The sequence below is a fragment of the Mesorhizobium sp. M7A.F.Ca.US.006.01.1.1 genome, assembly GCF_003997935.1.
In the GTDB taxonomy this organism is placed as follows: domain Bacteria; phylum Pseudomonadota; class Alphaproteobacteria; order Rhizobiales; family Rhizobiaceae; genus Mesorhizobium.
In genome coordinates, this window is record NZ_RZQL01000057.1 from 1 (window position 1) to 24174 (window position 24174).

The following is a 24174-nucleotide window of genomic DNA, read 5'->3' on the forward strand; positions in this document are numbered from 1 at the left end:
CCTTTCCGCTTTAACTTCTCGTCTGGCGGGGTTGGCGCGTCCGTTGGCGTGCAAGGTCTTCGTATCGGGACTGGCCCACGAGGGCATTATATTCATGCAGGCGTCGGCGGTCTCTACTACCGAGGCACTTTGGGAAAGCGCAGCGCCAAGCAGACGCTGCAACTGTCTGAATTCCCATCTGGGCCAAAGCCCCATCCAACATCCTCACCCGTGGAATATGTCAGCGGTGGCGTCGTGATGAGAGAAATCGAGTCCGCCGATGTGATCGAGATGCGTGATGAGACATTTGCCAATGTGCTTGATGAAATCAATGCGAGGCAATCGCAGACGCGAATGTCGCTCATCCTGGCCGTGCTGTTTGGGATCGCCGGATTGATCGCAGGCGCAATGCTGGGAGGTGGGGTGGCGCTGATCGGTATTGCTGCCTTTTTGCCGGGCATGCTTATTGGCAACTGGTTGGACAGCTACCGCCGGGTGAGCGTGCTCTACTATGATTTGGAGCAGGACGCGGAGGCGGCCTACGGGCGACTTGTCGCCGCCTTTGACACGCTCACACGCTGCGCGGCGAGTTGGCATGTCGCGGCTGGTGGCAAGATAGAGGATCTGACGACTTGGAAGCGCAATGCGGGAGCCACGATGTTGGTCGATAAAAAGTCGACGACGCTCCAAGCTTCCTTGCCGACGGTTGTTCGCAGCAATGTCACACCACCGTCGATACACGTCGGCCGGCAAATCCTTTATTTCATGCCAGACATGATTTTGGTGAAGGACGGAAACCAGTACGGTGCCGTTGGGTATGGAGACCTCAGGACGCAATTTGCCCCCAGCAATTTTATTGAGACCGGCAAAGTTCCATCTGATGCTGAGATCGTGAGCTATACCTGGGCTCATCCCAATAAGAATGGCGGACCCGACAAACGCTTCAGAGATAATCGGCAGATCCCTGTCTGTCGCTACGAAGCCTTGCGGTTTTCTAGCCCATCCGGGCTCAACGAGCTGGTGGAATTTTCCAAGACAAACGTCAGCCAGCCCTTTTGCCAGGCTCTATTGGCACTCGCGCAAATGCACCGAAACGCTGGTGGCCAGTCCGGCTTGCTGAAAGCGCGCTAAGGAATTGGCTTGGTCAGCAAATGCCTTCGCACGGAATTCCGTCGCCGTCCCGGTCCAATTTGGGTCCCCAGCTACAGTTATTGAGATACCAGCGCGCCTCATCGCATGAGGAGATTTGCTTACAATAGCGACGCGGTTGACACGAATAGCTCTGAGCTATTTGGCGACGGCCTGTAAGGCCGTAGGATGTGTCATTACCGGGTTTATTGTTGGCTGCATGTGTTGCTCGCCAATCCCAAGGGGCTGTGAAAGTGCCAACCCAGATGCCAATCTTGGCCCTTTGGGCATCTGCCTGTTGTGACGCGTAACTACCATGGCTGTATCGAGGCCAATCCAGGGCATAACCCTGTTCGACCATCCAAGACGCAATGCTAGCACCGTCCGCCCGCTGACAATCACCAACGAAGCGGTTGTAACGATCCCACGAAACAAAGTTGCACTGGATGGGTCGGGATTGACTGAGGAAGATGTCCAGTGCTTCTGCGGATTTGCGGCCGCATGGGTATTCTTGCCCGCTTGCGTCGCTGCAGTTTTGGCTGCTTTCAGGTGCGTCGATGCCATTGAAACGAATACGCTGTCCGTGGATCTCGATCGTGTCCCCGTCAACGATGGACGCTACGCCGACGATAGGCTTCGGTTTTGACCCGAGTGCGCTTGCTGTATTGGGTCCCGCGATCTGGTTGCCCCACCCTGTAAAGTAGGAGGTGACATAAGCGCCCACTGCTAGCGTGATCACCAGGATCGCGGCTAATGATTTATGTGAAAAGAAACGCTTGCGCATAATTGAAACCCGGCCGCGTCTTGGCCGCGAGCTGCGGCGATGGGAATAGCGATCGCGATTCAATTTTCGATCCTTTGCGAAGCTGCCAAATGTTTTGCTAGCGCGTCTTTGACTTCTTGGCTGCTGCTTTCTTGGGCGCGGCTGCTGTGCGACCGAGGCCAATCGATTTTGCCAATCTGGAGCGATTGGCTGAATAGTTAGGCGCGACCATGGGGTAATCGTTGGAGAGGCCCCATTTTTGGCGATAGGCGTCGGGCGTCAGTCCAAAATGCGTGTTCAAGTGTCTCTTGAGGGACTTGAACTTTTTGCCGTCTTCGAGGCAGACGATGTAGTCTGGAGTGACTGAGCGCTTGGGGTTGACCGCGGGAACTTGGTCGGGTTTTTCCGGTTCGGACGGCTGGCCGATACGCGCTAATGACGAATTGATGCTGGCAATAAGGTCCGGCAATGAGGAGACCGGCACTGAATTCTTGCTCACATAAGCCGCAACGATATCGGCGGTAAGCTCCATCAGCGCGGTGGCCGTATTTTGGATTTCGTCAGTCACTTCATGGCTCCGGACTTCTGCAGTGAAATCCCGATCTATTACTTATCGGCTAAAAAAACCAGTAGAGGGAGGATACTAAATGCCAGGCGCTAATAGTGATGAATGTTAAAGCGCCAATCAGAATGCGGAACCACGAGAGACGGTGGATTGATTGGGCGCGGCGTTTTCTTTGTATGACCAGGAAAGCGGCTTGAGGCTCACAGGCGGATGCATTTAGATTTGGACGAGTAGGACCTACGCATGACATTTTCGAAAGACCCGCCGCCGGAGGTTAAGCCCCAGAAGGATAAGGCAAAGACTGGATCTGAATTGGACCGCGTTCCAAGTGCGGGAGCCATTCGGGTCCGCAACGGACTCTCTGTGTCAGAAAAAGACATTGTGGAGGCGGCTAAATACGGGGGCAGGGAGCGAGAATCCTCGTCGGATAGCGACTAGGCAAAGGGGGCCAAGAATGCAGGCTCTGACCCATATCACACGTCGCAATATTGGACGGTGTCCAGAAGTGATCGCAGTCGTTTCTAATTGAACACGGCTGTTTTTTCTTGCGCGAACGCTCTACGCGGGCTCTAGCTGGTTCTCCTTTCAAAGGGGATGTAAGTCTTGGACGTAAAACAGTCAGTCTTCCAAAGCGATCTCCCTCTAAAGGAGAAACTCGAGCGCGCCAGGATGGAGTTGCTCGATCTTTCCGCCCGCAATCGACTTTTGAATGTGCCGCGGTTTTCCAAGAGCGCGAAGACGATCGATATCGTCGATGAGAAGTCGTCCGAAATTTATCGATTGCTGGTGACCGAAGGAAAGGCTTTTACCTTCCTGGCCGGCAAGCCCGATAGGCCGAAAGCGGGCCAGGATGAAAGCAGCCCTCCAGACGAAGAGATCGACTATTCCCCCGTCGCTCTCGCCCAACCAGAGGACGATGGAGTCGATAACAGAGGGATATCCGCGCGGCACTCGGACACCAAGCTGCAGACGCGTATGACCCCAACTGGGCTGCAGCGGCGGCTCCTTGATCTCTACCATGATGCCCGCACACTCGAGGAAGAGCAGGGCGTCAATATCCTCTTTCTGGCCCTTGGAATGCTGAAGTGGATTGACCCGAACAACAAAGAGAACATCCGTCAGGCCCCCCTCATTTTGGTGCCGGTTCGGCTTGAGCGAGGGGCCGCTGGAGAAAAATTCCGCCTACGAGCCCGGCCGGAAGATCTTACCGCAAACCTCTCCTTGGAACTCTATCTCGACCGCATTCACAAGCTCGCTCTGCCGCGTTTTGAGGTGGGAGATGACTTCGACGTCTCGGCCTATCTCGATGCCGTTGCCGAAGCAATTTCGACCAAAGAGGGTTGGGAGGTGCTTCGCGACGATATGGTGCTCGGCTTCTTCTCGTTTGCGAAGTTCTTGATGTACCGTGATCTGGATCCGGATCTCTGGCCCGATGGCGCAAAGATTATCGAACAACCGAAGATCCGCTCGCTTCTTTCAGATGGTTTCGAAACACGCGAGCCGCTTATGTCGGACGACATAGCGATTGATCCGCACATTGCGCCCGCCGAAATGTTGCATATCGTCGACAGTGACAGTTCTCAGACACTGGCGATCCATGACGTCAGAAAAGGTCGCGACCTCGTTATCCAAGGTCCGCCTGGGACAGGAAAATCGCAGACGATCGCAAACATTATTGGGTCGGCCGTTGCCGACGGAAAGACCGTGCTGTTCGTGGCCGAAAAGATGGCAGCGCTGGAGGTCGTCAAGCGACGGCTTGACACTGCTGGGGTGGGGGACGCCTGCCTTGAGCTGCATAGTAACAAGGCGAACAAGCGCATGATGCTAGAGGAGCTGCGGCGAACCTGGCAACTCGGATCGCCCAGGGGCCAGCTTCCTTCTTCCCTAACTGATCGCTTGCTGGAGGCTCGCGATAAACTCAACGCACATGCTGCACGAATGCACGTTGCGTTCGGAGCGTCCGAACTCACTCCTTATCAGGTTCTCGGCCAGCTAACCCGACTAAGGCAGGTCGGTCAGAAACCAGTGGACATCGAACTTACGGATGCCACAAGCTGGACAACTGACGGCGTTTCGCAACGTCGCAAATTGCTCGATGAGGTCTCTCAGCGGATCAACGAGATCGGCTTGCCGATCCACCACCCGTGGCGGGGAGTTGGCCTGGATGTCGTTCTTCCAACGACCATTGAGAGGCTCGTCCCACGCATCGCGGCGTTGCTGGACCAAGCCAAGGCACTGCACGCCAAACTGGTCGGTATCGCTGAGCGGATCAAGGCCGAGCCTCCGAAAATTCTCAGCGACAGCGGCGAGATAGAAGATCGCGCTGAGCTTCTCGCGTCCGCGCCTGGACTTCCTGCCGAGGCGCTCGTCTCGCCGGTATGGGATGAGCGTCCGAAAGACATTTCATCGCTTCTCTGGTCAGGAACGGATTTCGCCCGCAAGTCCGAGGAACTTTCGGAGCAGTTGGCGGCAACGGCTATCGACACGCCAATTGAAGGTCTCGAGACAGAGCTTGCAAAGCTTCCCTCGGAATTTCCGAAAGATGGTTTCCATCGTGCGCGACAGCTCACCATTCTGCTCCCACGCTTGAGGGAAGAAGCTGAGCGCCTGAATCAGGAACTCGGATCGGCGATATTGCCAGACACGTTGGCAGGCTTGCTCAGGCTGGCCGTGACCGGCGAGCGAGTAGCGGCAGCACCTGACGCAAGTCCGGAGGCCTTCGCAGCCACCGTTTGGGACTCCGGACTTGAGCAGGCAGGCGACCTTGCCGACAGCGTAGCGACGCTTGAGGCTGCCAGAGCCGACCTTCAGGGCAAGGTTGTTGACGCGGCGTGGAGCACCGAGGTGGCCGCGGCGCGGCAGGCGCTCGCCACACACACGGGAATATTGAAAGCATTGAACGGCGACTACCGTCGCGCCACAGCACTTGCGCGGACTATTGTGGTCGACCCTAGCGCGCCTGCGACGCAGATAGTTGGTCTCCTCGACCTTTTGATGAAGGGTCAGGCTGCCGCAGCAAGAGTCCGCGAAGGCGACGCTTTTGGCCGTTCCGCCTTCGGGGCAGATTGGCGTGGGGAGCGATCGGCTTCCGCGCCACTGCTCGCGCTAGTGGAGTGGATGCGGACTCTACGAGGGCTAGGCCCCGAACCTCGGATTATCGCCGGCCGGATGGCGGAACGCTCCGAGGCCGGTGCGCGTGCAGCGCGCGTTCGCAAGGTTATCGAAATCGGTCGGCCAATTATCGAAGGTTTCTGGAACGATCTCGGGCACCTCGCGTCATCCATGCTAGGCGACGTGGCTTCCGCCGAGCGGGCCTCGCTGCAACTGATGGAAGCGAAGGCGAGCACTGTAGCTCAAGCCGATGATGCGTCACGACAGGTTCTGACTGACGTTCCGGATCTAATCACTGAGCGGGTGGAGCTACTGCGCCGACTAGGCAGACTACAAGCACTTGCTCAAGGGATCGATGCGGGAGAGAGCCTTGGCAAGTTCGTATTCGGCTCGTCGTGGCACGGTCGAGGATCCGATTGGGCCGCTCTCACGCAAGCCGAGCTTTGGCTGAAAGAAAATGGCTCGATCCGACATCTGGCTGCGCGGTTGCCTGAAAGAATCGAGATCGCAAACTCGGCACGTTCAGCACGTGAAGCGGCCCAAGCGGCAGCGCGGGAATTGAAGGCGCTTACAGGGGATTTGAAAGCCGATGCTCCCTCCTTGTTTGGAGTAGTCGATTTTCCGGACGTCGCGATAGGCGAGGTCGTTTCTCGGCTGCAGGGTTGGCTCGATCATCAGGAGCAGCTCTCGAAATGGGTTGCCTATGAAGAGCGATCCGAAACGGCCCGAAAGGCTGGACTGGGACAGTTGATAGACGGCCTAGCCAACGGCCAGATTACAACAGGATCGGCTCGATCAGTTTTTGATATGGCCTACTACGAACGAATGTTTCTGGCGATGGCGACCGATGAGCCGGAGCTGGCAAGGTTCGACGGGGAACTGCATTCCAGGGCTGTACGTGACTTCGCAGATCTGGACCGCCAGCGCATCAAGGCCGGCGCCATCGAAGTTGTAACGGCTCATCACCGGAAAATTCCTTCAAGAGACGGCGGAGCTGGACCTGTCGGACTGCTTCGTTCTGAGATGGCGCGCAGACGAGGCCACATGCCCATCCGGCAATTGATGCAGAAGGCAGGCCCTGCCATCCAGGCGCTGAAGCCAGTGTTCATGATGAGCCCGCTTTCGGTGGCGCAATTCCTGTCGCCCGGCCGGATGTCCTTCGATCTGCTCGTGATGGACGAGGCGTCTCAGATCCAGCCCGTGGACGCACTTGGCTCGGTCGCCAGGGCCAGTCAGGTGGTCGTCGTTGGCGACGAACGCCAACTGCCACCCACGACATTCTTCGCGAAGATGACAGGCTCGCAGTCTGAAGATGACGAGGGTGAGGGCGCGCAGGTCGCCGACATTGAAAGCATCCTCGGCCTGTTCACGGCCCGCGGCTTGCCGCAGCGTATGCTGCGCTGGCACTACCGTAGCCGTCACCAATCTCTAATCGCAGTATCGAACAGCCAGTTCTACGAGAACCGGCTTTTCATCGTGCCAAGCCCTTATACCCAAGAGGCAGGTATGGGGTTGCGGTTTCATCATGTGCCGGAGGGGGTCTTCGATTCCGGCGGCACAGGAACCAATCCGGTAGAGGCGAGAGCAGTAGCGGAGGCGATCATCCGTCATGCGAAGGTGAACCCGCAAGAGACTCTAGGCGTTGCAACATTTTCGGTTAGCCAACGCCGCGCGATCCAGGATGAACTCGAAGCGCTGCGGCGACTAAATCCCGACACCGAGGAATTCTTTCACGCTCATCCAAGCGAGCCATTCTTCGTCAAGAACCTCGAAAATGTTCAAGGCGATGAGCGCGACGTGATCATGATCTCGGTGGGGTATGCCAAGAATGCCCAGGGATACATGGCCATGCGTTTCGGCCCTCTTGGCGCGGAAGGCGGCGAGCGTCGGCTCAACGTCCTCATAAGCCGCGCCAAGCGCAGCTGCGAAGTATTCGCGTCCATCACAGACGAGGACATCGACCTGGAGCGTGGCAAAGGGAAAGGCATCTTCGCCTTCAAGCTCTTCTTGCACTACGCGAGAACAGGGCGAATTTCGCTTGCCCAAGTCACGGTTCGCGAAATGGATTCAATCTTTGTAGAACAGGTAGCCAACGCGCTGATCGAAATGGGTTATCAGGTTCATGCTCAAGTGGGCATTGCCGGCTTCTTCATCGACCTCGCAGTTGCGGATCCAGAGAGGCCAGGCCGCTATATTCTTGGCATCGAATGCGATGGCGCAGAATATCACTCATCTCGCTCGGCCAGAGATCGAGACCGGCTTCGGCAGTCGGTTCTGGAAGACCATGGTTGGATCATCCATCGCATCTGGAGCGCTGACTGGTTCCAACGGCCTCGTGAGCAGCTGGAGCGAACCATACTAGCGATTGAGGCCGCCAGAAAAGAACTCGATGAGCGGGCCGAATTGGGGGTCCAGAGAAATCGAGCTGTAGCCGTGCAGGTTGTTACGGTCGACCGAGGCAACGTGACGGAAATCGGTCTCGAAAGCACAAACGGATCCGAGACACCCAATCGAGCCTACGAAGAGGCCGAACTAAAGCGACCGGGATCGTTCGAACTCCACGAGACGCCCAGCGGAATCATGGCCGGACTGGTCGAGCAGGTCGTGGCTACAGAAACGCCAATCCATGTCGACGAAATAGTTTCGCGTATTCGGGACGCCTGGGGTCTGCAGCGGGCCGGTGGCAGGATTCAGGATGCAATCGAGCGGGGGGTAAGCATAGCACAGAGAGGTGGTTCAGTAGCCCGTCGAGGCAACTTCTGCTTCAAGCCAGGTGTTCCTGTTCGTCTCAGGGATCGCAGTGGGGTCGTGTCCGCTGGATTGCGCAAGCCCGAAATGATTGCGCAGGACGAGGTCGCCCAAGGCGCTATGGAAGTCGTGAAATCCAACCTCGGTGCGACAGAGGAAGAAATCGCCACAGGCGTTGCCAGGATGCTGGGCTTCAAAGCCACAAGCGCACAATTAAGGCAGCTGATTTCAGCTGGGGTCGCCGATTTGGTTGCCAAAGGAGTGTTACGGTCCCAAGACGGCTTGTTGGTGGCCGGCGAATCCGCGAGCGAGAAATTAGCTGAAGTGTAACGGGGCGCTGCAGCGCCCTCGTTGCAATTTCTGTCGAAGCTCGGAACACCTCTTTTGCTGGCGGAGGCCGAATGGCATTTCGATTCGTACACACGGCCGATATTCATCTCGACTCGCCGCTTCGTTCGCTGGCGATGCGAAATCCCGATCTTGCCGGGCTGGTGGGCGACGCCAGCCGCCAGGCATTCGTTTCGATAGTGGATCTCTGCCTTGAGGAACGTGTGGCCGCGTTGGTCATTGCTGGCGACCTATACGATGGCGACCAGACTTCAATGAAGACAGCGCGGTTCTTGGGCGCGCAGATGACACGCCTGCACCAGGCCGGCATCATGGTTTTCAAGATCCGCGGTAATCATGACGCCCTGTCGCGGATTTCCAAACAGCTGGTATTTCCCGACACCGTTACCATCTTTGGTGGTCGTGCTCAGTCGGTATTGCAGACAGCCGGCGGTCTGGACGTCGTATTCCATGGTTTGAGCTTTGCGAACCCTAAGGCGCCGGACAGCCTGTTAACCAAATATCCGGCGGCTCGTGAAGGGGCCGTCAACATAGGCATCATGCATACCAGTCTGGCTGGATCGCCAGGTCACGACGTTTACGCGCCCTGCAGCATCGCTGACTTGCACGCCCACGGTTTCGACTATTGGGCCCTCGGCCACATCCATGCTCGCCAAGTCCATCCTGGCGCCAGTGCCGTGGTGATGCCGGGAATACCGCAGGGGAGGGATATCAACGAGGCCGGTGAGAAATCAGTCACCCTGGTGACGGTGCGCCACGACCGTTCGGTGGAGATCGAGGAACGGCTGACCAGCGTTGCGCAGTTCGAACGGGTGAGCGTCGACCTTACCGGAGCGGTGGAGTGGCCCGAGGCCGTCGCGCGTGTTCGCTTCGCACTCGAAGAGATGCGGGCAACCGTCCGATCGCGTCATGCTGTGGCTCGCATTGGCCTGACAGGAACGTCACCACTGATGTGGGCGCTGATCCGCGACAGGGACCTCCTTCTTGCCGAAGCCGAACAGGCTGCGGAACAGCTAGGCCATACGTGGGTGGAGAAGCTCGAGCTTGACCTCGCGCCGCCTCGGACGGAGACCGCCGAGGATATTGCTGATCCGATTTTCGAACTCGAGCAATCAATGCGTGCCGATGCCACCTCGGAGGCCTTCCGCGCTGAGGCGAGGGCGTTCGTCCAAAAGATGGTCGCCGACCTTCCGGCCGACGGGCGGGATTTTGCTGGGACGGACGAAGCCGGGCTGGAACAGTTCCTCGATCAGGTGCTTTCCAAGGGCGCGGACTTGGTGACTGCCCGCCTTAAGGCCGGTGGATCGTCATGAGGTTGCGGCGCCTTGACCTCATTCGTTATGGAAAGTTCACCGATCGTTCGATCGACTTCGGACCCAAACCGGAATCCGGACCTGATCTGCATATCGTGTTTGGCCTGAATGAGGCCGGCAAATCGACTGCGCTTTCGGCCTATCTAGACTTGCTGTTCGGCATCGAGGAACGGAGCCGCTACAACTTCCTGCACGAGTACAGTGCCATGCGCATCGGCGGGGTGCTGGAACTGGCCGGCTCCGAACACACGTTCACGCGTACGAAACAGCGCAGTAATTCGCTATTGAATGCGACGGGCCAACCGGTAAGCGAGGTGGCGATCACGGCGCATCTCGCCGGTCTGTCGCGCGACGCCTACACGACGATGTTCTCACTCGATGACGAGACGTTGGAAGCCGGCGGAAAATCTATCCTGGAGTCGCGGGGCGACCTCGGCAAGCTTCTGTTCACGGCCAGCGCCGGTCTTGGGAACGCAAGTGATACGTTGAACGCCCTCGAGGCCGAAGCAGACGCTCTGTATCGGAAGCAGGCGCATGGAACCGAACTGGCGCTGTTGAAGAAGCGCCTTGTTGACGTAAAGTCGCGCAGGGATGCGATCGACACCCTTGCATCAACCTACGAGGGCCTGGAGGCCGAACGTCTCGATGCAGCGCAGCAGTACGGCCGAACCATCAGCGATCGGGCGGTGCTGGTGGCCAGGCTGGATACCTTTGCTCGTTACGTGCGTGCTGCGCCGATGCTGGCGGATATCCGGCGCAAGATTGCCCGGCTGGATCAGCTGCCGGACATCGCCTCCCCAGCCCGGACATCGACGGGAAGTGTCACCGAACTGATCGATGACGATGCCAGCCTCAGAACGCGGCTGTCCGCAAACATCGACGAGACCGAGCGCCTGGCGGAAAAAGTCACTGCGGTCGACGAGGACGAACCGATCCTGTCGATTTCCGAACGCATTCGCGGGCTGGCGGAGAGCAAGGTGCGCCATACCGCGGCTGGCTTTGACTTGCCCACTCGCAGGATGGAGCTGCAAATCCTCAACAACAGCGTGGCGAGCTGCCTTGCCGCCTTGGGCCGATCTTCCGAGGCGGATCCTGGCGCGCTGCTTCTGCCTGCCGTCACCGTTGGCGTCGTTCGCGCCATGGTCGAGCAGAGGTCCGGGATTGCTACCGGGATGCGTGCCGCTCGCGACGAAGCCGCGGCGGCACTCGATGCGCTGCAGGTGGCAAGGCAGCGGGTCGGCGAGGAAAGGGCGGTGCCCGAACCTGCCAGGGCAAGGCTGGGCTCGGCTTTGTCGAAAGCGCGAGCAAGCGGACACCAGGCAGAGATTAGGACGGCTCGCGAGGCGGAAGATGCGGGAACAATCCGATGGAAGGCGGCGCTCGCGCGCTTGCGTCCATGGAACGGAGATGCCCTCGCTCTCGCCAACGTCGCGGTTCCGAGCGCCGGGCAGATTGCCGCCTGGAAGACGGTAGCGTCAGAACTGGCAAGGAACACCGCCGTACTTGCCGAACGCCTTGCTGAATACGAGGGCAACCATGCCATGCTCGCCGCACGATTGGATGCCCTTCGTGCCTCGGGCGACATTGTCGACGATGAAGCGGCTACCGCCATCCGCCGAGTTCGCGATGATGCGTGGGCAACGCACCGCGCAGCGCTGACCGGTGACACCGCTGACGACTTCGCCGTGGCATTGGCGCGCGATGACATTGCCAGCGCAGGCCGGCTGGCCGGCGCGGCGGATCTGGCTGAGATCCGGGCAACTACGCGCGAGCTGGCCGAGGCCGCGGCCAACCTGTCACGCAACGGCATCCAACGCACACAGCTCGGCAAGGATGTGGATACCCAATTGTTGGAAATCCGCGCGGCCGCCAGGGACCTGCTCGGAGACGCCGTGGAACCTTCGTCTGAGCGCCTGATCGAAAGGATCGAGGATCAGATCGAGGCGCGCAGCGATGCGCTCGCTGCCTGGGAGCAGATCGAACTTGCTCGCTTGAAGGCCGAGCGAGCCGCTGACGCCGGCGAGCAGATACGCTTGGAAATGAGAGCAGTGCTGGGAAGCGTCGGCATTGTATCAGAGTCCAACGACACCCTCGAAGCAATCATGGCCATCGCGGAGCCGTTTCTGGATCGGCAGCGCAAGGTGGACGCCGAGTATGCCGAGGCGCTCAGAATGGTGAGCTCCAAAGAAGAGGATCTAGCGGCACGACGGGTTGCAGTAGGTGTGGCGGAGCGTCGCGAGGAGGAATGGCTGGCCGGCATTACCGAAGCACTCAAGGGAACTTGGCTCGAAAGCGGGCTCTCCGCATCCGGCGTCGGCACTGTGCTCGATCAATTGGCCGAACTTTCAAGAAGCCTGCAGGAACGGGACGACCTGCAGCTGCGTATCGACAAGATGGAGGCCGACAGGGCCAATTTTCTGGTCGAGGTCATCGCCGTTGCGGTTGAAGCCGACGAGCCGACGAAGGATACCGACCCGGAGCAGTTGGCCATCCGCCTTGCCGAGCGCCTAGAGCGTGCCGAGCGGACACGTGAAACGAAGGCAAGCCTCGGCAACGACCTGAAGCGCCTCAAGGAGGCGCGCGACATCCTCGACACTGAGATTTTGGCACACGAACGCCGCAAGAACGAGGTGCTGGGCGTCTTTGGTGTCGCCACTCTGCCCGAGGTAGTCGAACGCGATGAGCTGTTGCGTGAGCGCGATGGCTTGCGCACCACCGTCGCCGAACTTGAGGAACGGATAGTGGCGGAGCTCGCGGTCGACGGATTCGAGCAGGCCCGCTCGATCCTGGACGCGATCGATTTCGACGGCCTCGCGGTCGAGAAGGCTGAGGGTGAGCAGCGGCTTCGCCTGTTCGATGAAACCATCCAGCAACAGCTGATCCGGCAGACGCGCGCGGCCGACAAGCTGGACGCCATCGGCGGTGATAGTGCGGTTGCACGCCTGGATGCTGAACGGCGCACAACCCTGCTGGAAATCGAGGAGAAGGCCGTTCGCTACATAGAGCTGAAGCTTGGCATCATGTCGGCTGGCAATGCTTTGCGGATCTACCGTGAGAGCCATCGCTCCGGCATGATGGCGCGCGCATCAGACGCGTTCAAGCTAATGACGCGTGGCCAGTATTCGGGGCTGACAACCCAGCCTGTAAGAGGTGGTGAGGTTCTCATTGCTGTGCAGGGTGACGGGCAATCCAAGGTCACCGAAGCGCTTTCAAAGGGTGCACGATTTCAGCTGTACCTTGCCCTAAGACTCGCCGGTTATTACGAGTTCGCGCAATTTCGGCCCTCGGTCCCATTCGTCGCCGACGACATCATGGAGACGTTCGACCATATTCGCTCGGAGGAGGTTTTCAGGCTGTTCGGAGCGATGGCAAACACAGGTCAGGTCATCTACCTGACGCACCATAAGCATCTATGTGAAATAGCTGAGGCTGTCGTACCGGGAACGAGGATCCATCAACTCGCACAGTAATTTTCTCCGGAATACGTGAACGAACCAGTGAAGGACGCCGAATTTGACGGCAAGTATGCGCCCAAAGTCAGACGTTCCGGCAAACTTCGCGTTCGTCCAAAAGCGGACATATCGCCCGAGCCATAGACGGCCCCGATGTGCCCATAATGGACGTCCTGCAAATTCATTGTCCTGCCGAATCTGGACTTCGAGAGCTGGCCCTAAACAGCAATTGTATCGCGCCTAGCCGTCCTATCGCCGGGGCGCCAATTGTAAACAACGGCGAACTATACCAATATCGTTACTGGCTTCTTCCGGTGCGACTCGGGAGAACGGGATGGGCAATGAACGCGAAGACGCAAACGGGAAAACACAGCGCCGCTGGCCAATACCTCGGCTATGCGCTTCAACCTGTACGCCTTTGCTTTCACCTGCTCAACGCGCCTAGCGGCGCCTTGGTCTCTCTTGAACATTTAGACGATGTGGCGGTTCACCTGGTCGGCGGCGAAGTCGTTCTTGAGCAAAGCAAGAGCGCACTGAAGCAAAATCCGATATCCGACTGGGCTGCGGACCTGTGGAAGTCTCTGGCCAACTGGCTCAGCTTCATGGCGGCGGGAGAGATCGACCCGGCGACCAGCCATTTCCGGCTATATGTCACACCGGTGAAGGCGGGTGCCTTCGCGATCGCGCTGAACGACGCGAAAACAGATGCCGACGTGGAGGCGCTGGTCGCTAACCTCGCCAAAGCCCACAGCAAGCTGAAAGCTGCACCGGCATGCGACGCCGACGTCCAAGCTTTCCTGAACGCTGATGCGGCTCATTGCGCCGCCTTGGTCAAGAATCTCGCCGTTATCAGCGTCGATGCAGATCCCGTCGATCCGATACGCGCGATCTTCAAGCCGACGGTCTCTCCGCTCATCATCGACCTAGTGTGCGAACGCGCGATCGGCGCTGCGAAGGAGGCGGCGGACAGGCTGATTAGAGCTGGCAAGCCCGCCATCTTGGACGTGGACGCGTTTCAGGCCGAGCAAAGAGCATTTGTTCAGAAGAACAACCTTCCAGGGCTGCTGTCGTCTTTCACCAAGCAACCGCCTGTCGAGGCCATCGAACAATTGATCGCCGACCGTCCCGCCTTCGTCCGCCAACTCGAGCTGATCGAGGTGGGAGACGAAGCGTGCGTCCGGGCTGTTAGCGATTACCTTAGGACGCTCGCCGACATCTCGATCTGGGGCGAAAGCGGGCTAATCTTTGAGAAGAACCTAAGTGACTGGGACGATGATCTTGTCGGTCGCTATGAGCACGTCAGTGCAGAGGTGCACGACATACAGGCCGGACACCCCGCAACGGTTCGTGGTAGAATAGTTTACAGGCGCTGCGCGCAGTTGCAGCCTCCACTCGATGGTCGAGTCGTCCCCGGTCATTTCGTCCACGGATCATTCAACGCCCTTGCCCACGGCCTGCGCCTCGGCTGGCATCCCGACTACCAGACTCTTTTGGAGCCAGCGACTTGATTGAGGCTGGCCGATCGCACCTACCGCTCAGCGACCTCGCCCTTGTCCAGAATCCAGGACTTGGGGCTTTCGCATTGTGGCAATTTGGCCAAGGTTTCCAGGCTGAGGACGAACGTCCAGCGCCGTTCGCCTTGGCGTTTCTCGTGCTGCCAATCGTCCTGCATCGCGCAACGCTCGAAATCGTGACTTCGACAAACCGACCCTCTGGACTGGCGCTCTTCGCGGCCAAGCTCGGGAAGGAACGGGAACAACTCCTCGCCGTCCACGAGCGAGCGCTGCTGCTGCGTACTCTGACATTGCAATCGGCCGCTGTCGGTGTGAGCGGGCGGCTGCTGTCCGTGGATTACAAGGATGCTACTTTAAGAGCAAACGTACCAGAACCGAAACCGAGGAGGCTCGTCCTTCCAGAGCGCGTCAAGCACCTCGGACCTGCCTCGGAGAAATTGGGTTTCTGGTTTTCGAACCTGGGGACCGCGCAGGTGGCCAACCTGTTACGGGTGGAGTTCTAGATGTATTTCCAGCTTCGAAAACTGATCCTTTGGCCCCGCAATGGTGCAGCGCCGCGGGTCGTCAAGTTCGAGCCCGGTGTCGTCAACGTCATCAGCGGCGCGTCGAAGACCGGGAAGTCCGCCGTTATCCCTATTGTTGATTACTGTCTGGGCTCGGAGAAATGCGCGATTCCGGTGGGCGTAATCCGCGAGAACTGCAGCTGGTTCGGCATTCTGATCGAGACGCTGGAGGGCGAAAAGCTCTTGGCGCGACGCGAACCGGGGGACCAACAGAGCACAGGCGACATGGTGCTGCTGGAGGGCGCACAGGTCGAAATTCCGGAGACGATCACCGACAAGACCACCAATGTCGACACGGTCAAGCGCGCGATGAACCGCCTGGCAGGACTGACTGACCTCGACTTCGAACCAGGTACAGAGAATGGATTCAAGCAAAGGCCAAGCTTCCGCGACCTCATGGCCTTCACGTTCCAACCTCAGAACGTGATCGCCAATCCCGACGTGATGTTTTTCAAGGCCGATACGACGGAACACCGGGAGAAGCTAAAGACCATCTTCCCGTACGTTCTGGGCGCGGTCACGGCAAAGATTCTCCAGGCGCGGTTTGAGATCGATCGGCTCCAGCGCAACCTCCGCCGGAAGGAGGCTGAGCTACGCGCGATCGTGTCGGCAACTGGCGCTTGGCGGGCGGAGGCGGAGGCGTGGCTGCGTCAGGCAGTCGAACTTGGCCTAGTCGATTCCTCCACTGAAGTGCCGAAGGACTGGAGTGACGTTGTTGACCTGCTTCGGCGCGTGTCGAACAGCAACTCAAGTCTTGCTCGACCAAGCCTGGCCGGCATCGATGTGGTGCTGACGCGTCTGGAAACCCTTCGTGCGTCGGAAACTGAAATCGCCGCGCGACTTACCGAGCATCGTCAGCGCCTGAACGAACTGCGCCGTCTGGTGGAGAGCAGCGAGGCGTACGGCGACGCCATGCGCATCCAACGTGACCGCTTGGACCTTTCCACGTGGCTGAGGGACTTGGCCGACGAGTTCGCCGATCCGTTGGTCGCACTCGGGGACGGCGGCCGCGAGAAGGTCTTGGCCCTTTGCGACAACCTCGGCGGTCTGGAGATCCGACTGCGGACCCACCCTGCGATGTCTAACACGCTTGACAAGGAAATCCTGCGCCAGCGCGGCGCCGCTGAAGCGGTCCTATCTGAGTTGAACGATGTCCGTAGCGAGATAGCGGTGCTGGAACGGGACTCTGACGTCGCCCGAGACGAGGCCAATCGCTTCGATAGGCTTGAGCGCTTCCTCGGTCGATTGGAGCAGGCGTTGCACGTCTACGACCGCGCCGACCAGTCGTCGGATTTGCGGCAGGAACTCACCTCGCTGCAGGCCGATATTGCAACGCTGCAAAAGACGATCTCCGAGGCCGACATCCAGCGCAAGCTATTCAACGCGTTGCACCAAGTCTCCCATCATGCCAATCGGCTGATTCCGCAGCTTGACGCGGAGTGGCCCGAGGCCCCGATTAGGCTGTTGATTGAAGACCTGACCGTCAAGGTGACTAGGGGAACGCGTGAGGACTACCTGTGGGAGATTGGCAGCGGCGCCAATTGGCTCGCGTATCACGTCGCACTAATGCTTGCGCTGCAGCACTACTTCCTGGCCGAACCTCATCACCCAGTCCCTGGTCAGCTGATCTTCGACCAACCTAGCCAAGTCTATTTTCCTAAGCGGGCGGCGGGCGACGAGGGCCCCGACCTCATCGCGTGGAGGGATCAGGACGTGGTCGCCGTCAGGAAGGTCTTTGCGCTCCTAGGCGCTGAGGTCATGGCCGCGAAAGGTCGCCTCCAGATCATCGTGCTGGATCATGCAGATGAGGACGTCTGGGGCAAGCTTCCCGGAGTCAAGTTGATTGAGGAATGGCGTGGACAGGCCCTCGTGCCTCAGGCTTGGATTGCCGCCGCATCTTCCAACGGTGGATAATAATCTGCTGCCAGAGGAGAAGGCATGGCGAACGTGGACGAGATCAACCGTCTGACGGCCCTTGGCTTGAACGTCATCACAGCCATGGATGTCGCGGAAGGAAAACTAGACGAAGCCTTCGAGGTCGCCCGCGCTCAGGAGAAACGCAAGGTCGACATCTGGTGCAAAGGAAGAAAGAACATTCCGGTTGCACTGACTGCGATATGGGACTGCGATCCTGCAAACTTCTATCTCGCGTTCGACGGCGATGATCCCAGCGACCACGCTTCGACGGATTTCATTCTTATCGACGCTGATGTCACTGACGTTGGCGGCAGGCTTACCTACGCCGCCAGCAGGGACAAGGGTCCTTGGCATCAACGTTACAAGAGCAAGAGCTGTGGGATCGCCTACCGATGGCTGCATGGCCGCGGTGTCACACCGCCTTTGCTCGGCGAGTACCAAGGCCAAGTTCACATCGTAGGAGGCATGCACCGCTTCCATCTTGCCAAGCACTATGGGACGACGCGCATGCCATTCCTCGTCCGGAGGGCCGAACTAGCCGCAGTAATGGCGTTGATCCCCTCGGCGACCGACACCGCCAACTCGTAATGGCGGGGACTGCAGAAAAGAAGCGAATGAGTTGCGAACTTACCGGGATCACTCCCCGAAAGCTGACCGACGGCTTCCGGCCCCGTTGCGGCCATTCTTACTCCCGCACTTTGGCTTTTCCAGCGCTAAACCGGCCTTGGGCGATGAATGGAAACGGTCAGATGTTCCCGGTCTGTGCTCGAAAAGTCGCATAAAAGGGCAGACTGGTGTGACGTCCGGAATTATTGGGCCTTTCACGGGTTTACCGGTCCCGAATTATCGGTTGCTGGCGGGCGGGCTATGCGATTGAAAACAGGAGAGTTTTCTGGCTAAGGGTGGGGTTTCAGACTGAGTTTACCAATGCCCTTAATGACGATTAATTCTGGATTGGCATCAGGTGATTGGGTTTGCGCAGAATATAGCCGCCCTTATTGGTAAACCCGCTCACGGTCGACAACGGATTGGTCAACCTAGGACGACAGGATTGGTAAACCGGAGCCGCCCTATCGACGAAGGTCTAGCTTGGCGCATTCACTGTCGCCGGTAGGCAGATATTCGGGCGACAATCGGGACCAGCGTGCGACGCCGCCAAGCGTGAGACACGTCGGCTACGCCGCAAATCGACACGGTTTGACCGGGCGCAATACCGCACCGATCTTCTAATCTCGGCTTAATTCCGGAGAGAGGCAGATAATTCCGGACGCCACACTGATTGGTAACCTAAGGCCACCCACCACGCGGATTGGTAGCCCACAGGAATAGGTTTGGTAACCCTTATCGAGTGAGGGCCGCTCGTACCTTTCGGCGGGTTCGTTTCAGTTCTAAGCCCGGCTTAATTCTGGACAACGACAGATAATTCTGGACGGCACAGTGGAACTCAACGCGTTGTAAGGATGGCATAGAGAAGCAGTAGCCCTCCAGTCTCGCTACTGGAAAAATTCTGGAAAATGGGTCTGCTTGGCTGGACGCAGAACGTTGTGATTATTCAGCCGGCATTTCTGAAGCTTCTCGAACACAAACAGCTTGCCTTCGCGCACGCTATCTTCGAGCGACTTCGCCTTCGCCAGATGCGCCGCAATCGCGCTGGCCAGCATGCAACCTGTTCCGCGCATCGATATAGCAAGGCGCGGCGTGTCGAAGTGGATGGGTTCATGATCGGAGCGTAACAGAATATCGGCCGATCGGGGACCCGACGCGTGCCCACCCTTGATCAGCAGGGCCTGAGGGCCGACGGCCTGCAGTCTTTGTCCTTGTTGGAGCGCACCGTCCTCATCCGAAGCCGGTTCGGAACCAGTAAGGAGCGCCAGTTCAGGAAGGTTGGGCGTGACAATGCAGCAAAGCGGCATCAAATCGCGCTTCATGGCAGCGATAGCGCCTGCTTCCAGAAGTGCGCGGCCTGAGGTGGAGGCCAGCACAGGGTCGAGTACTGCCGGCACTTGCGGAAATTTGCGCAGCACTGCGGCAACGGCAACAATGATCTTGGCAGTCGCCAGCATGCCGATCTTGATTGTGGCTACGTCGTTGGCCTGTAGCGCGGCACACATCTGATTGGCCACCATGCTGGGTGGCGAATGATGGATTTCGATCACGGCGTCGTGCGTTTGCACCGTTAGCGCTGTGACGGCGAGACAGGTGCGCACGCCAACGGCAGAGATCGTCTCGATGTCGCGTGCTATTCCAGCACCCCCGCTGGAATCTGATCCGCCAACGACAAGCACATGCGGTTCTCGTCTCATCGCCATCGGTCCGTCTTTTCGATCCATTCTCGCGTGCGCGCTTCGGGGTCGAAGCTCAACGTGATGTCCGTGACCACTGCGGCGCTGTTGGCGCCGGCCTCAAAGACGCCGTCGAGGCGGTCGGGGTTGAGGCCGCCGATGGCGACCAATGGGATCGGCGCCACCCGCCGCTTCCACTCGCTGATCCGCTCTAGCCCTTGCGGTGCCCACTTCATTTTCTTCAAAGTGGTGGGATAGATCGGACCGAGCGCGACATAGTCGGGCTCGGCAAACATGGCCGTTTCCAGCTCGACATGATCATGCGTGCTCAATCCGAGCCTGACGCCCGCTGCCCGTATCCTCGAGAGGTCGGCCGTTTGCAAATCCTCCTGGCCCAGATGCACGAAATCGCAGCCTTCCTCGATTGCCAGGCGCCAATAATCATTGATGATGAGCTGGCTTTTGTGTTGGACACACCAGGCCTTCGACTTGCGGATCTCCGCGCGCAGCCCGGTTTCATCCATGGTTTTGATGCGAAGCTGAATCAGCTTGACGCCGAGCGGCGCCAACCTTTCGATCCAGGCGGCGCTGTCGACGATCAGGTAGAAGGGATCGAGCTTCATGAAAAAACGGCCCTGCCGACCATCGGTGTCGATGGCACGGCGACGTCGCGCGGTTCGAGCATTCCCGAACTGAACGCCTCACGACCGGCGTCGACCGCCTTACCGAAAGCACGCGCCATGCCGACCGGATCTGCCGCCTTGGCGACCGCTGTGTTCAGGAGCACGGCGTCAAAGCCGAGTTCCATGACGGTGGCCGCGTGCGACGGCCGTCCGAGCCCCGCATCCACAATCAGCGGGACGCCAGGGAAATATCCGCGCATCGAGCGCAGCGCCGTCATGTTGACCGGTCCCAAGGCGGAACCGATCGGTGCGCACCACGGCATCAGGACCTTGCAGCCCGCTTCCAGCAGCCGCTCGGCGACAACGAGATCGTCGGTGGTATAGGGGAATACCGCAAAGCCGTCCTCGCACAGGATGCGGGCGGCTTCAACCAGACCGAACACATCCGGCTGTAGCGTGTCGTGATTGCCGATCACTTCGAGCTTGATCCAGTTGGTGCCGAAGACCTCGCGCGCCATTTTCGCGGTGGTGACGGCTTCCTTGACGGAGAGGCAGCCGGCGGTATTGGGCAGGGTTCTGGCGCCCAGCGAGCGGATCAACGACCAGAATTGTTCGCCGGCCCTACCGCCCGCCATCTCACGCCGCAACGAGACGGTCACCACCGACGTGCCCGATGCCTTGACTGCATCGGCAAGGATGGCCGGCGAAGGATACTGAGCCGTGCCGAGAAGCAGGCGCGACGAAAGCTCGGTTCCATAAAGCTCCAACATGCTAGCCGCCCTGCATGGGCGAGAGGATTTCGATCCGGTCGCCGTCGCTCAACTGGAACTCCGCGCGGTTGGCTTTGTGCACGAGGTCGCTGTTGACGGCGGTGGCGAGCCAATCGCCCTCATAGTCGAGCGCGGCAAGCAACTCGGCCAGCGTGGTGGCGGCAATCTCACGCGCCTCGCCGTTGACCATCAGTTTCATGAGCATGCTCCTTGGTTCTGTCTTGACTGAAAACCAGGTCGGCAGCCTGGCGCGCCATGGCGGGGGCGAGGAGAAAACCGTGACGATAAAGACCGTTGATCGCGATGATCTCACCGTCTGTTTCGACGCGTGGCAAATTGTCGGGAAATGCCGGACGGACACCCACACCGGTTTCAACGATCTCGGCCTCACCAAAGGCCGGATGGAGGGCATGGGCGGCGCCCAGCAGCTCCATCATGGAACGCGCCGTCACCGGTCCGGCGCTCTGGCTTTCAATCATCGTCGCTCCGATCATGAAACGGTGATCGGTGCGCGGCACGGCATAAAGCGGAAAGCGTGGATGAAGCAAACGGACCGGCCGCGACAGCGAGACATCAGGCGTGCGAAGGATCAGCATTTCGCCGCGAACACCGCGCAGCCTGTCATCGGCCGCTGCCATTCCCATGCAGTCTATCTGACGGGCGAATCCCGAAACAGGCCGGGCGTCGCAGCCGAAGTGGAATTTGACACCCATGGTCGCAAGCTTGTCATGAAGTGCCGCCATCGCCGGGCGTGGGTCGAGGTGAGCCTCGTCGGGGAAGAGCAATCCACGCCGGAAGCGGCCGGCGAGGTCGGGTTCCAGGAGCGCAATTTCGTTTTCATCGACGCGCCGATGCCCTGACGTGCGACTGGCGAACCGGTCAAGCTCACCGGCATCACGCGGCGCGGCCACGACCAATGTCCCGGCCCGTGTCACCTGACCCGACAGCACCGCATCCCACCAGTCGGCAGCATCGCGTCCGAGATCCAGCACCGGCTGCTCCGCGCTTTCGCGCTCGCACCATGGCGCCAGCATGCCGCCGGCGAACCACGACGCGTTGCCACCAAGGCCATGCCGCATCTCGGCGACGGTGACCGTCGCGCCGCGGGCGGCGAGTTCGAAAGCGACGGTGAGGCCGGCAACGCCGGCCCCTTTGACGAGCACCCTCATGATGGTTTGGGAGCCTCTGGCACGACCGGTACGCCAGTCTCGTCCGCCTGCATGTAGAGATCGCCGCCCTCCCGGTATTTTGCCGCCATTGCCGCCATGCCTTCCTTCTGGGCCTCGGCACGGATGTCGTGGGAAATGCGCATGGAGCAGAATTTCGGCCCGCACATCGAACAAAAATGTGCCAGCTTGTGCGCCTCCTTGGGCAAGGTCTGGTCGTGGAAGGACCGTGCGGTTTCGGGGTCGAGCGACAGGTTGAACTGGTCCTCCCAGCGGAACTCGAAGCGCGCGCGCGAAAGGGCATCATCCCTGGTTTTCGCTGCCGGATGGCCCTTCGCCAGATCGGCTGCATGGGCGGCTATCTTGTAGGTGATCACGCCAATCTTGACGTCGTTGCGGTCGGGAAGGCCGAGATGCTCTTTCGGCGTGACGTAGCAAAGCATTGCGGTGCCGAACCAGCCTATCATGGCGGCACCTATCCCTGAGGTGATGTGGTCATAGCCCGGCGCGATGTCGGTCGTCAGCGGCCCCAACGTGTAGAACGGCGCCTCACCGCACACTGCGAGCTGCTTGTCCATGTTCTGCTTGATCTTGTGCATGGGGACATGGCCCGGGCCTTCGATCATCACCTGGCAGTCCTTTGCCCAGGCAATCTTGGTGAGTTCTCCAAGTGTTTCCAGTTCGGCGAATTGCGCCGCGTCGTTCGCATCGGCGATTGAACCGGGACGAAGGCCGTCGCCGAGCGAGAAGGAGACGTCATAGGCTCTGGCGATGTCGCAGATCTCCTCGAAATGCTCGTAGAGGAAGCTCTCCCGGTGATGGTGCAGGCACCATTTGGCCATGATCGAGCCGCCGCGCGAGACGATGCCCGTGACCCGGTCGACGGTCAGCGGGATGTAGTGCAGCCGCACGCCGGCGTGGATGGTGAAATAGTCGACGCCTTGCTCGGCCTGCTCGATCAGCGTGTCGCGGTAGACCTCCCAGTTCAGATCCTCGGCGATGCCGTTGACCTTTTCCAGCGCCTGATAGAGCGGCACCGTACCGATCGGCACCGGCGCATTGCGCACGATCCAGTCGCGGATGTTGTGGATGTTGCGGCCGGTCGACAGGTCCATCACCGTGTCCGCGCCCCAGCGGATAGCCCAGACCATTTTTTCGACCTCTTCGGCCATCGACGATGTGACAGCCGAGTTACCGATGTTGGCGTTGATCTTGACCAGAAAATTGCGACCGATGATCATCGGCTCGCTCTCGGGATGATTGATGTTGGCGGGAATGATTGCGCGCCCGCGCGCCACCTCGTCGCGCACGAATTCGGGTGTGACGAAATCTGGGATCGCCGCGCCGAAGGCTTCGCCGTCGCGTTGCAGCTTGCCGCGCATCACCTCGCGGCCGAGATTCTCGCGGATGGCTACGAACTCCATTTCTGGCGTGATGATGCCGGCGCGCGCATAGGCAAGTTGGGTCACCGCCTTGCCCTGCTTGGCCTTGAGCGGCCGATTGCGTATCGGAAATTCCGGTGTCAGGCGCTCGCCGGTGGCGAATCCATTGTCTTCCGGCCGGACGTGGCGGCCGTCATAGGCTTCGACATCGCCACGCGCCGTGACCCATTCGTGGCGAAGCCGGGCAAGGCCTTTTTCGATGCTGGTTTCGACTGATGGATCGGTGTAGGGGCCGGACGGATCGTAGACGGTGACGGGCGGTTCGCCGGCCGTCGGATGGACGGAAATCTCGCGCATCGGCACCCTGATCTGCGGGTAGAGGACGCCGGGCTTGTGGATTTTCCGCGAGGCGGGCAGTGGTCCCGTCGATACGGCGGGGGTGAGGGCATTCATCGTGAGGCTCCTTTGCTCATGCATTGGAGACCCAGTTCTGTGCCGGAAGGATGAAAAGACGCTTCTGTAGACCTGCTGCAACAGGACCTCGGGCGTA

At 59.5% G+C, this 24174-nt stretch carries 16 protein-coding genes; 8 read left to right on the plus strand and 8 right to left on the minus strand.

The genetic code is table 11. The features are described from left to right. Positions 1 to 1110 (plus strand): DUF4236 domain-containing protein (locus EN943_RS12620; protein ID WP_127412885.1); only part of this gene is annotated, 1110 nt, incomplete at its 5' end. Positions 1111 to 1123: 13 nt separating this feature from the next. Here the strand turns inward: EN943_RS12620 and EN943_RS12625 are convergent. Both EN943_RS12625 and EN943_RS12630 read right to left on the minus strand, forming a co-directional pair. Continuing rightward, positions 1124 to 1954 carry a thermonuclease family protein gene (locus EN943_RS12625; protein ID WP_127224212.1) on the minus strand — a complete coding sequence of 277 codons (831 nt, stop codon included), beginning with the start codon at positions 1952 to 1954 and terminating at the stop codon, positions 1124 to 1126. Between the two features lie 34 nt (positions 1955 to 1988). Continuing rightward, positions 1989 to 2402, minus strand: a complete 414-nt coding sequence (locus tag EN943_RS12630; protein ID WP_082826711.1) for a MucR family transcriptional regulator — start codon at positions 2400 to 2402, stop codon at positions 1989 to 1991. A gap of 636 nt (positions 2403 to 3038) precedes the next feature. Here EN943_RS12630 and EN943_RS12635 point away from each other — a divergent pair. The 7 genes from EN943_RS12635 (at position 3039) to EN943_RS12665 (ending at position 17989) form a co-directional block, all read left to right on the plus strand. Further along, positions 3039 to 8624, plus strand: coding sequence for a DUF3320 domain-containing protein (locus tag EN943_RS12635; RefSeq protein WP_063169424.1), 5586 nt, complete (start codon positions 3039 to 3041; stop codon positions 8622 to 8624). Positions 8625 to 8695: 71 nt separating this feature from the next. Then, positions 8696 to 9955: a DNA repair exonuclease gene (locus EN943_RS12640; protein WP_063169423.1), complete on the plus strand. Its 1260-nt coding sequence runs from the start codon at positions 8696 to 8698 to the stop codon at positions 9953 to 9955. After that, a complete protein-coding gene (locus EN943_RS12645; protein ID WP_063169422.1) occupies positions 9952 to 13425 on the plus strand; it encodes an AAA family ATPase in 3474 nt (1157 codons plus the stop codon). Before EN943_RS12640 ends, EN943_RS12645 begins: the two co-directional genes overlap by 4 nt. A 323-nt stretch (positions 13426 to 13748) precedes the next feature. Next, on the plus strand, positions 13749 to 14915 hold the full coding sequence (locus EN943_RS12650; protein WP_063169421.1) for an ABC-three component system protein: 1167 nt from the start codon (positions 13749 to 13751) through the stop codon (positions 14913 to 14915). After that, positions 14912 to 15424, plus strand: a complete 513-nt coding sequence (locus tag EN943_RS12655) for a three component ABC system middle component (protein WP_063169420.1) — start codon at positions 14912 to 14914, stop codon at positions 15422 to 15424. The genes EN943_RS12650 and EN943_RS12655 overlap by 4 nt, the downstream gene beginning before the upstream one ends. After that, positions 15425 to 17398: a DUF3732 domain-containing protein gene (locus EN943_RS12660; RefSeq protein ID WP_063169419.1), complete on the plus strand. Its 1974-nt coding sequence runs from the start codon at positions 15425 to 15427 to the stop codon at positions 17396 to 17398. It abuts the gene before it with no gap. A gap of 24 nt (positions 17399 to 17422) precedes the next feature. Next, the gene (locus EN943_RS12665; protein WP_063169418.1) at positions 17423 to 17989 is read left to right on the plus strand and encodes a hypothetical protein; all 567 of its coding nucleotides are present in this window, start codon (positions 17423 to 17425) and stop codon (positions 17987 to 17989) included. A 905-nt stretch (positions 17990 to 18894) separates the two neighbouring features. Here EN943_RS12665 and EN943_RS12670 read toward each other — a convergent pair. The 6 genes from EN943_RS12670 to thiC are packed head-to-tail and all read right to left on the minus strand — an operon-like array spanning position 18895 to position 24077. Further along, positions 18895 to 19710 carry a hydroxymethylpyrimidine/phosphomethylpyrimidine kinase gene (locus EN943_RS12670; protein ID WP_063169417.1) on the minus strand — a complete coding sequence of 272 codons (816 nt, stop codon included), beginning with the start codon at positions 19708 to 19710 and terminating at the stop codon, positions 18895 to 18897. Further along, on the minus strand, positions 19701 to 20306 hold the full coding sequence (locus EN943_RS12675) for a thiamine phosphate synthase (RefSeq protein WP_063169416.1): 606 nt from the start codon (positions 20304 to 20306) through the stop codon (positions 19701 to 19703). The genes EN943_RS12670 and EN943_RS12675 overlap by 10 nt, the downstream gene beginning before the upstream one ends. Then, on the minus strand, positions 20303 to 21076 hold the full coding sequence (locus EN943_RS12680; RefSeq protein WP_024504259.1) for a thiazole synthase: 774 nt from the start codon (positions 21074 to 21076) through the stop codon (positions 20303 to 20305). The genes EN943_RS12675 and EN943_RS12680 overlap by 4 nt, the downstream gene beginning before the upstream one ends. 1 nt (position 21077) lies before the next feature. Next, positions 21078 to 21275, minus strand: a complete 198-nt coding sequence (gene thiS / locus EN943_RS12685) for a sulfur carrier protein ThiS (RefSeq protein ID WP_024504260.1) — start codon at positions 21273 to 21275, stop codon at positions 21078 to 21080. After that, positions 21244 to 22245, minus strand: coding sequence for a glycine oxidase ThiO (thiO, locus tag EN943_RS12690; protein ID WP_063169415.1), 1002 nt, complete (start codon positions 22243 to 22245; stop codon positions 21244 to 21246). Before thiO ends, thiS begins: the two co-directional genes overlap by 32 nt. Beyond that, positions 22242 to 24077 (minus strand): phosphomethylpyrimidine synthase ThiC, encoded by a 1836-nt coding sequence (gene thiC, locus EN943_RS12695; RefSeq protein ID WP_063169414.1) that lies wholly within the window; start codon positions 24075 to 24077, stop codon positions 22242 to 22244. Before thiC ends, thiO begins: the two co-directional genes overlap by 4 nt. Positions 24078 to 24174 lie beyond the last annotated feature (97 nt).

Excerpts from the sequence above, each read along its gene's own strand:
- EN943_RS12650 (WP_063169421.1), top strand. The coding sequence starts at position 13,749 with ATGAACGCGAAGACGCAAACGGGAAAACACAGCGCCGCTGGCCAATAC.
- EN943_RS12645 (WP_063169422.1), top strand. The coding sequence starts at position 9,952 with ATGAGGTTGCGGCGCCTTGACCTCATTCGTTATGGAAAGTTCACCGAT.
- EN943_RS12660 (WP_063169419.1), top strand. The coding sequence starts at position 15,425 with ATGTATTTCCAGCTTCGAAAACTGATCCTTTGGCCCCGCAATGGTGCA.
- thiS (WP_024504260.1), bottom strand. The coding sequence starts at position 21,275 with ATGAAACTGATGGTCAACGGCGAGGCGCGTGAGATTGCCGCCACCACG.
- thiO (WP_063169415.1), bottom strand. The coding sequence starts at position 22,245 with ATGAGGGTGCTCGTCAAAGGGGCCGGCGTTGCCGGCCTCACCGTCGCT.
- thiC (WP_063169414.1), bottom strand. The coding sequence starts at position 24,077 with ATGAATGCCCTCACCCCCGCCGTATCGACGGGACCACTGCCCGCCTCG.
- EN943_RS12675 (WP_063169416.1), bottom strand. The coding sequence starts at position 20,306 with ATGAAGCTCGATCCCTTCTACCTGATCGTCGACAGCGCCGCCTGGATC.
- EN943_RS12670 (WP_063169417.1), bottom strand. The coding sequence starts at position 19,710 with ATGGCGATGAGACGAGAACCGCATGTGCTTGTCGTTGGCGGATCAGAT.
- EN943_RS12665 (WP_063169418.1), top strand. The coding sequence starts at position 17,423 with ATGGCGAACGTGGACGAGATCAACCGTCTGACGGCCCTTGGCTTGAAC.
- EN943_RS12630 (WP_082826711.1), bottom strand. The coding sequence starts at position 2,402 with ATGGAGCTTACCGCCGATATCGTTGCGGCTTATGTGAGCAAGAATTCA.
- EN943_RS12680 (WP_024504259.1), bottom strand. The coding sequence starts at position 21,076 with ATGTTGGAGCTTTATGGAACCGAGCTTTCGTCGCGCCTGCTTCTCGGC.
- EN943_RS12640 (WP_063169423.1), top strand. The coding sequence starts at position 8,696 with ATGGCATTTCGATTCGTACACACGGCCGATATTCATCTCGACTCGCCG.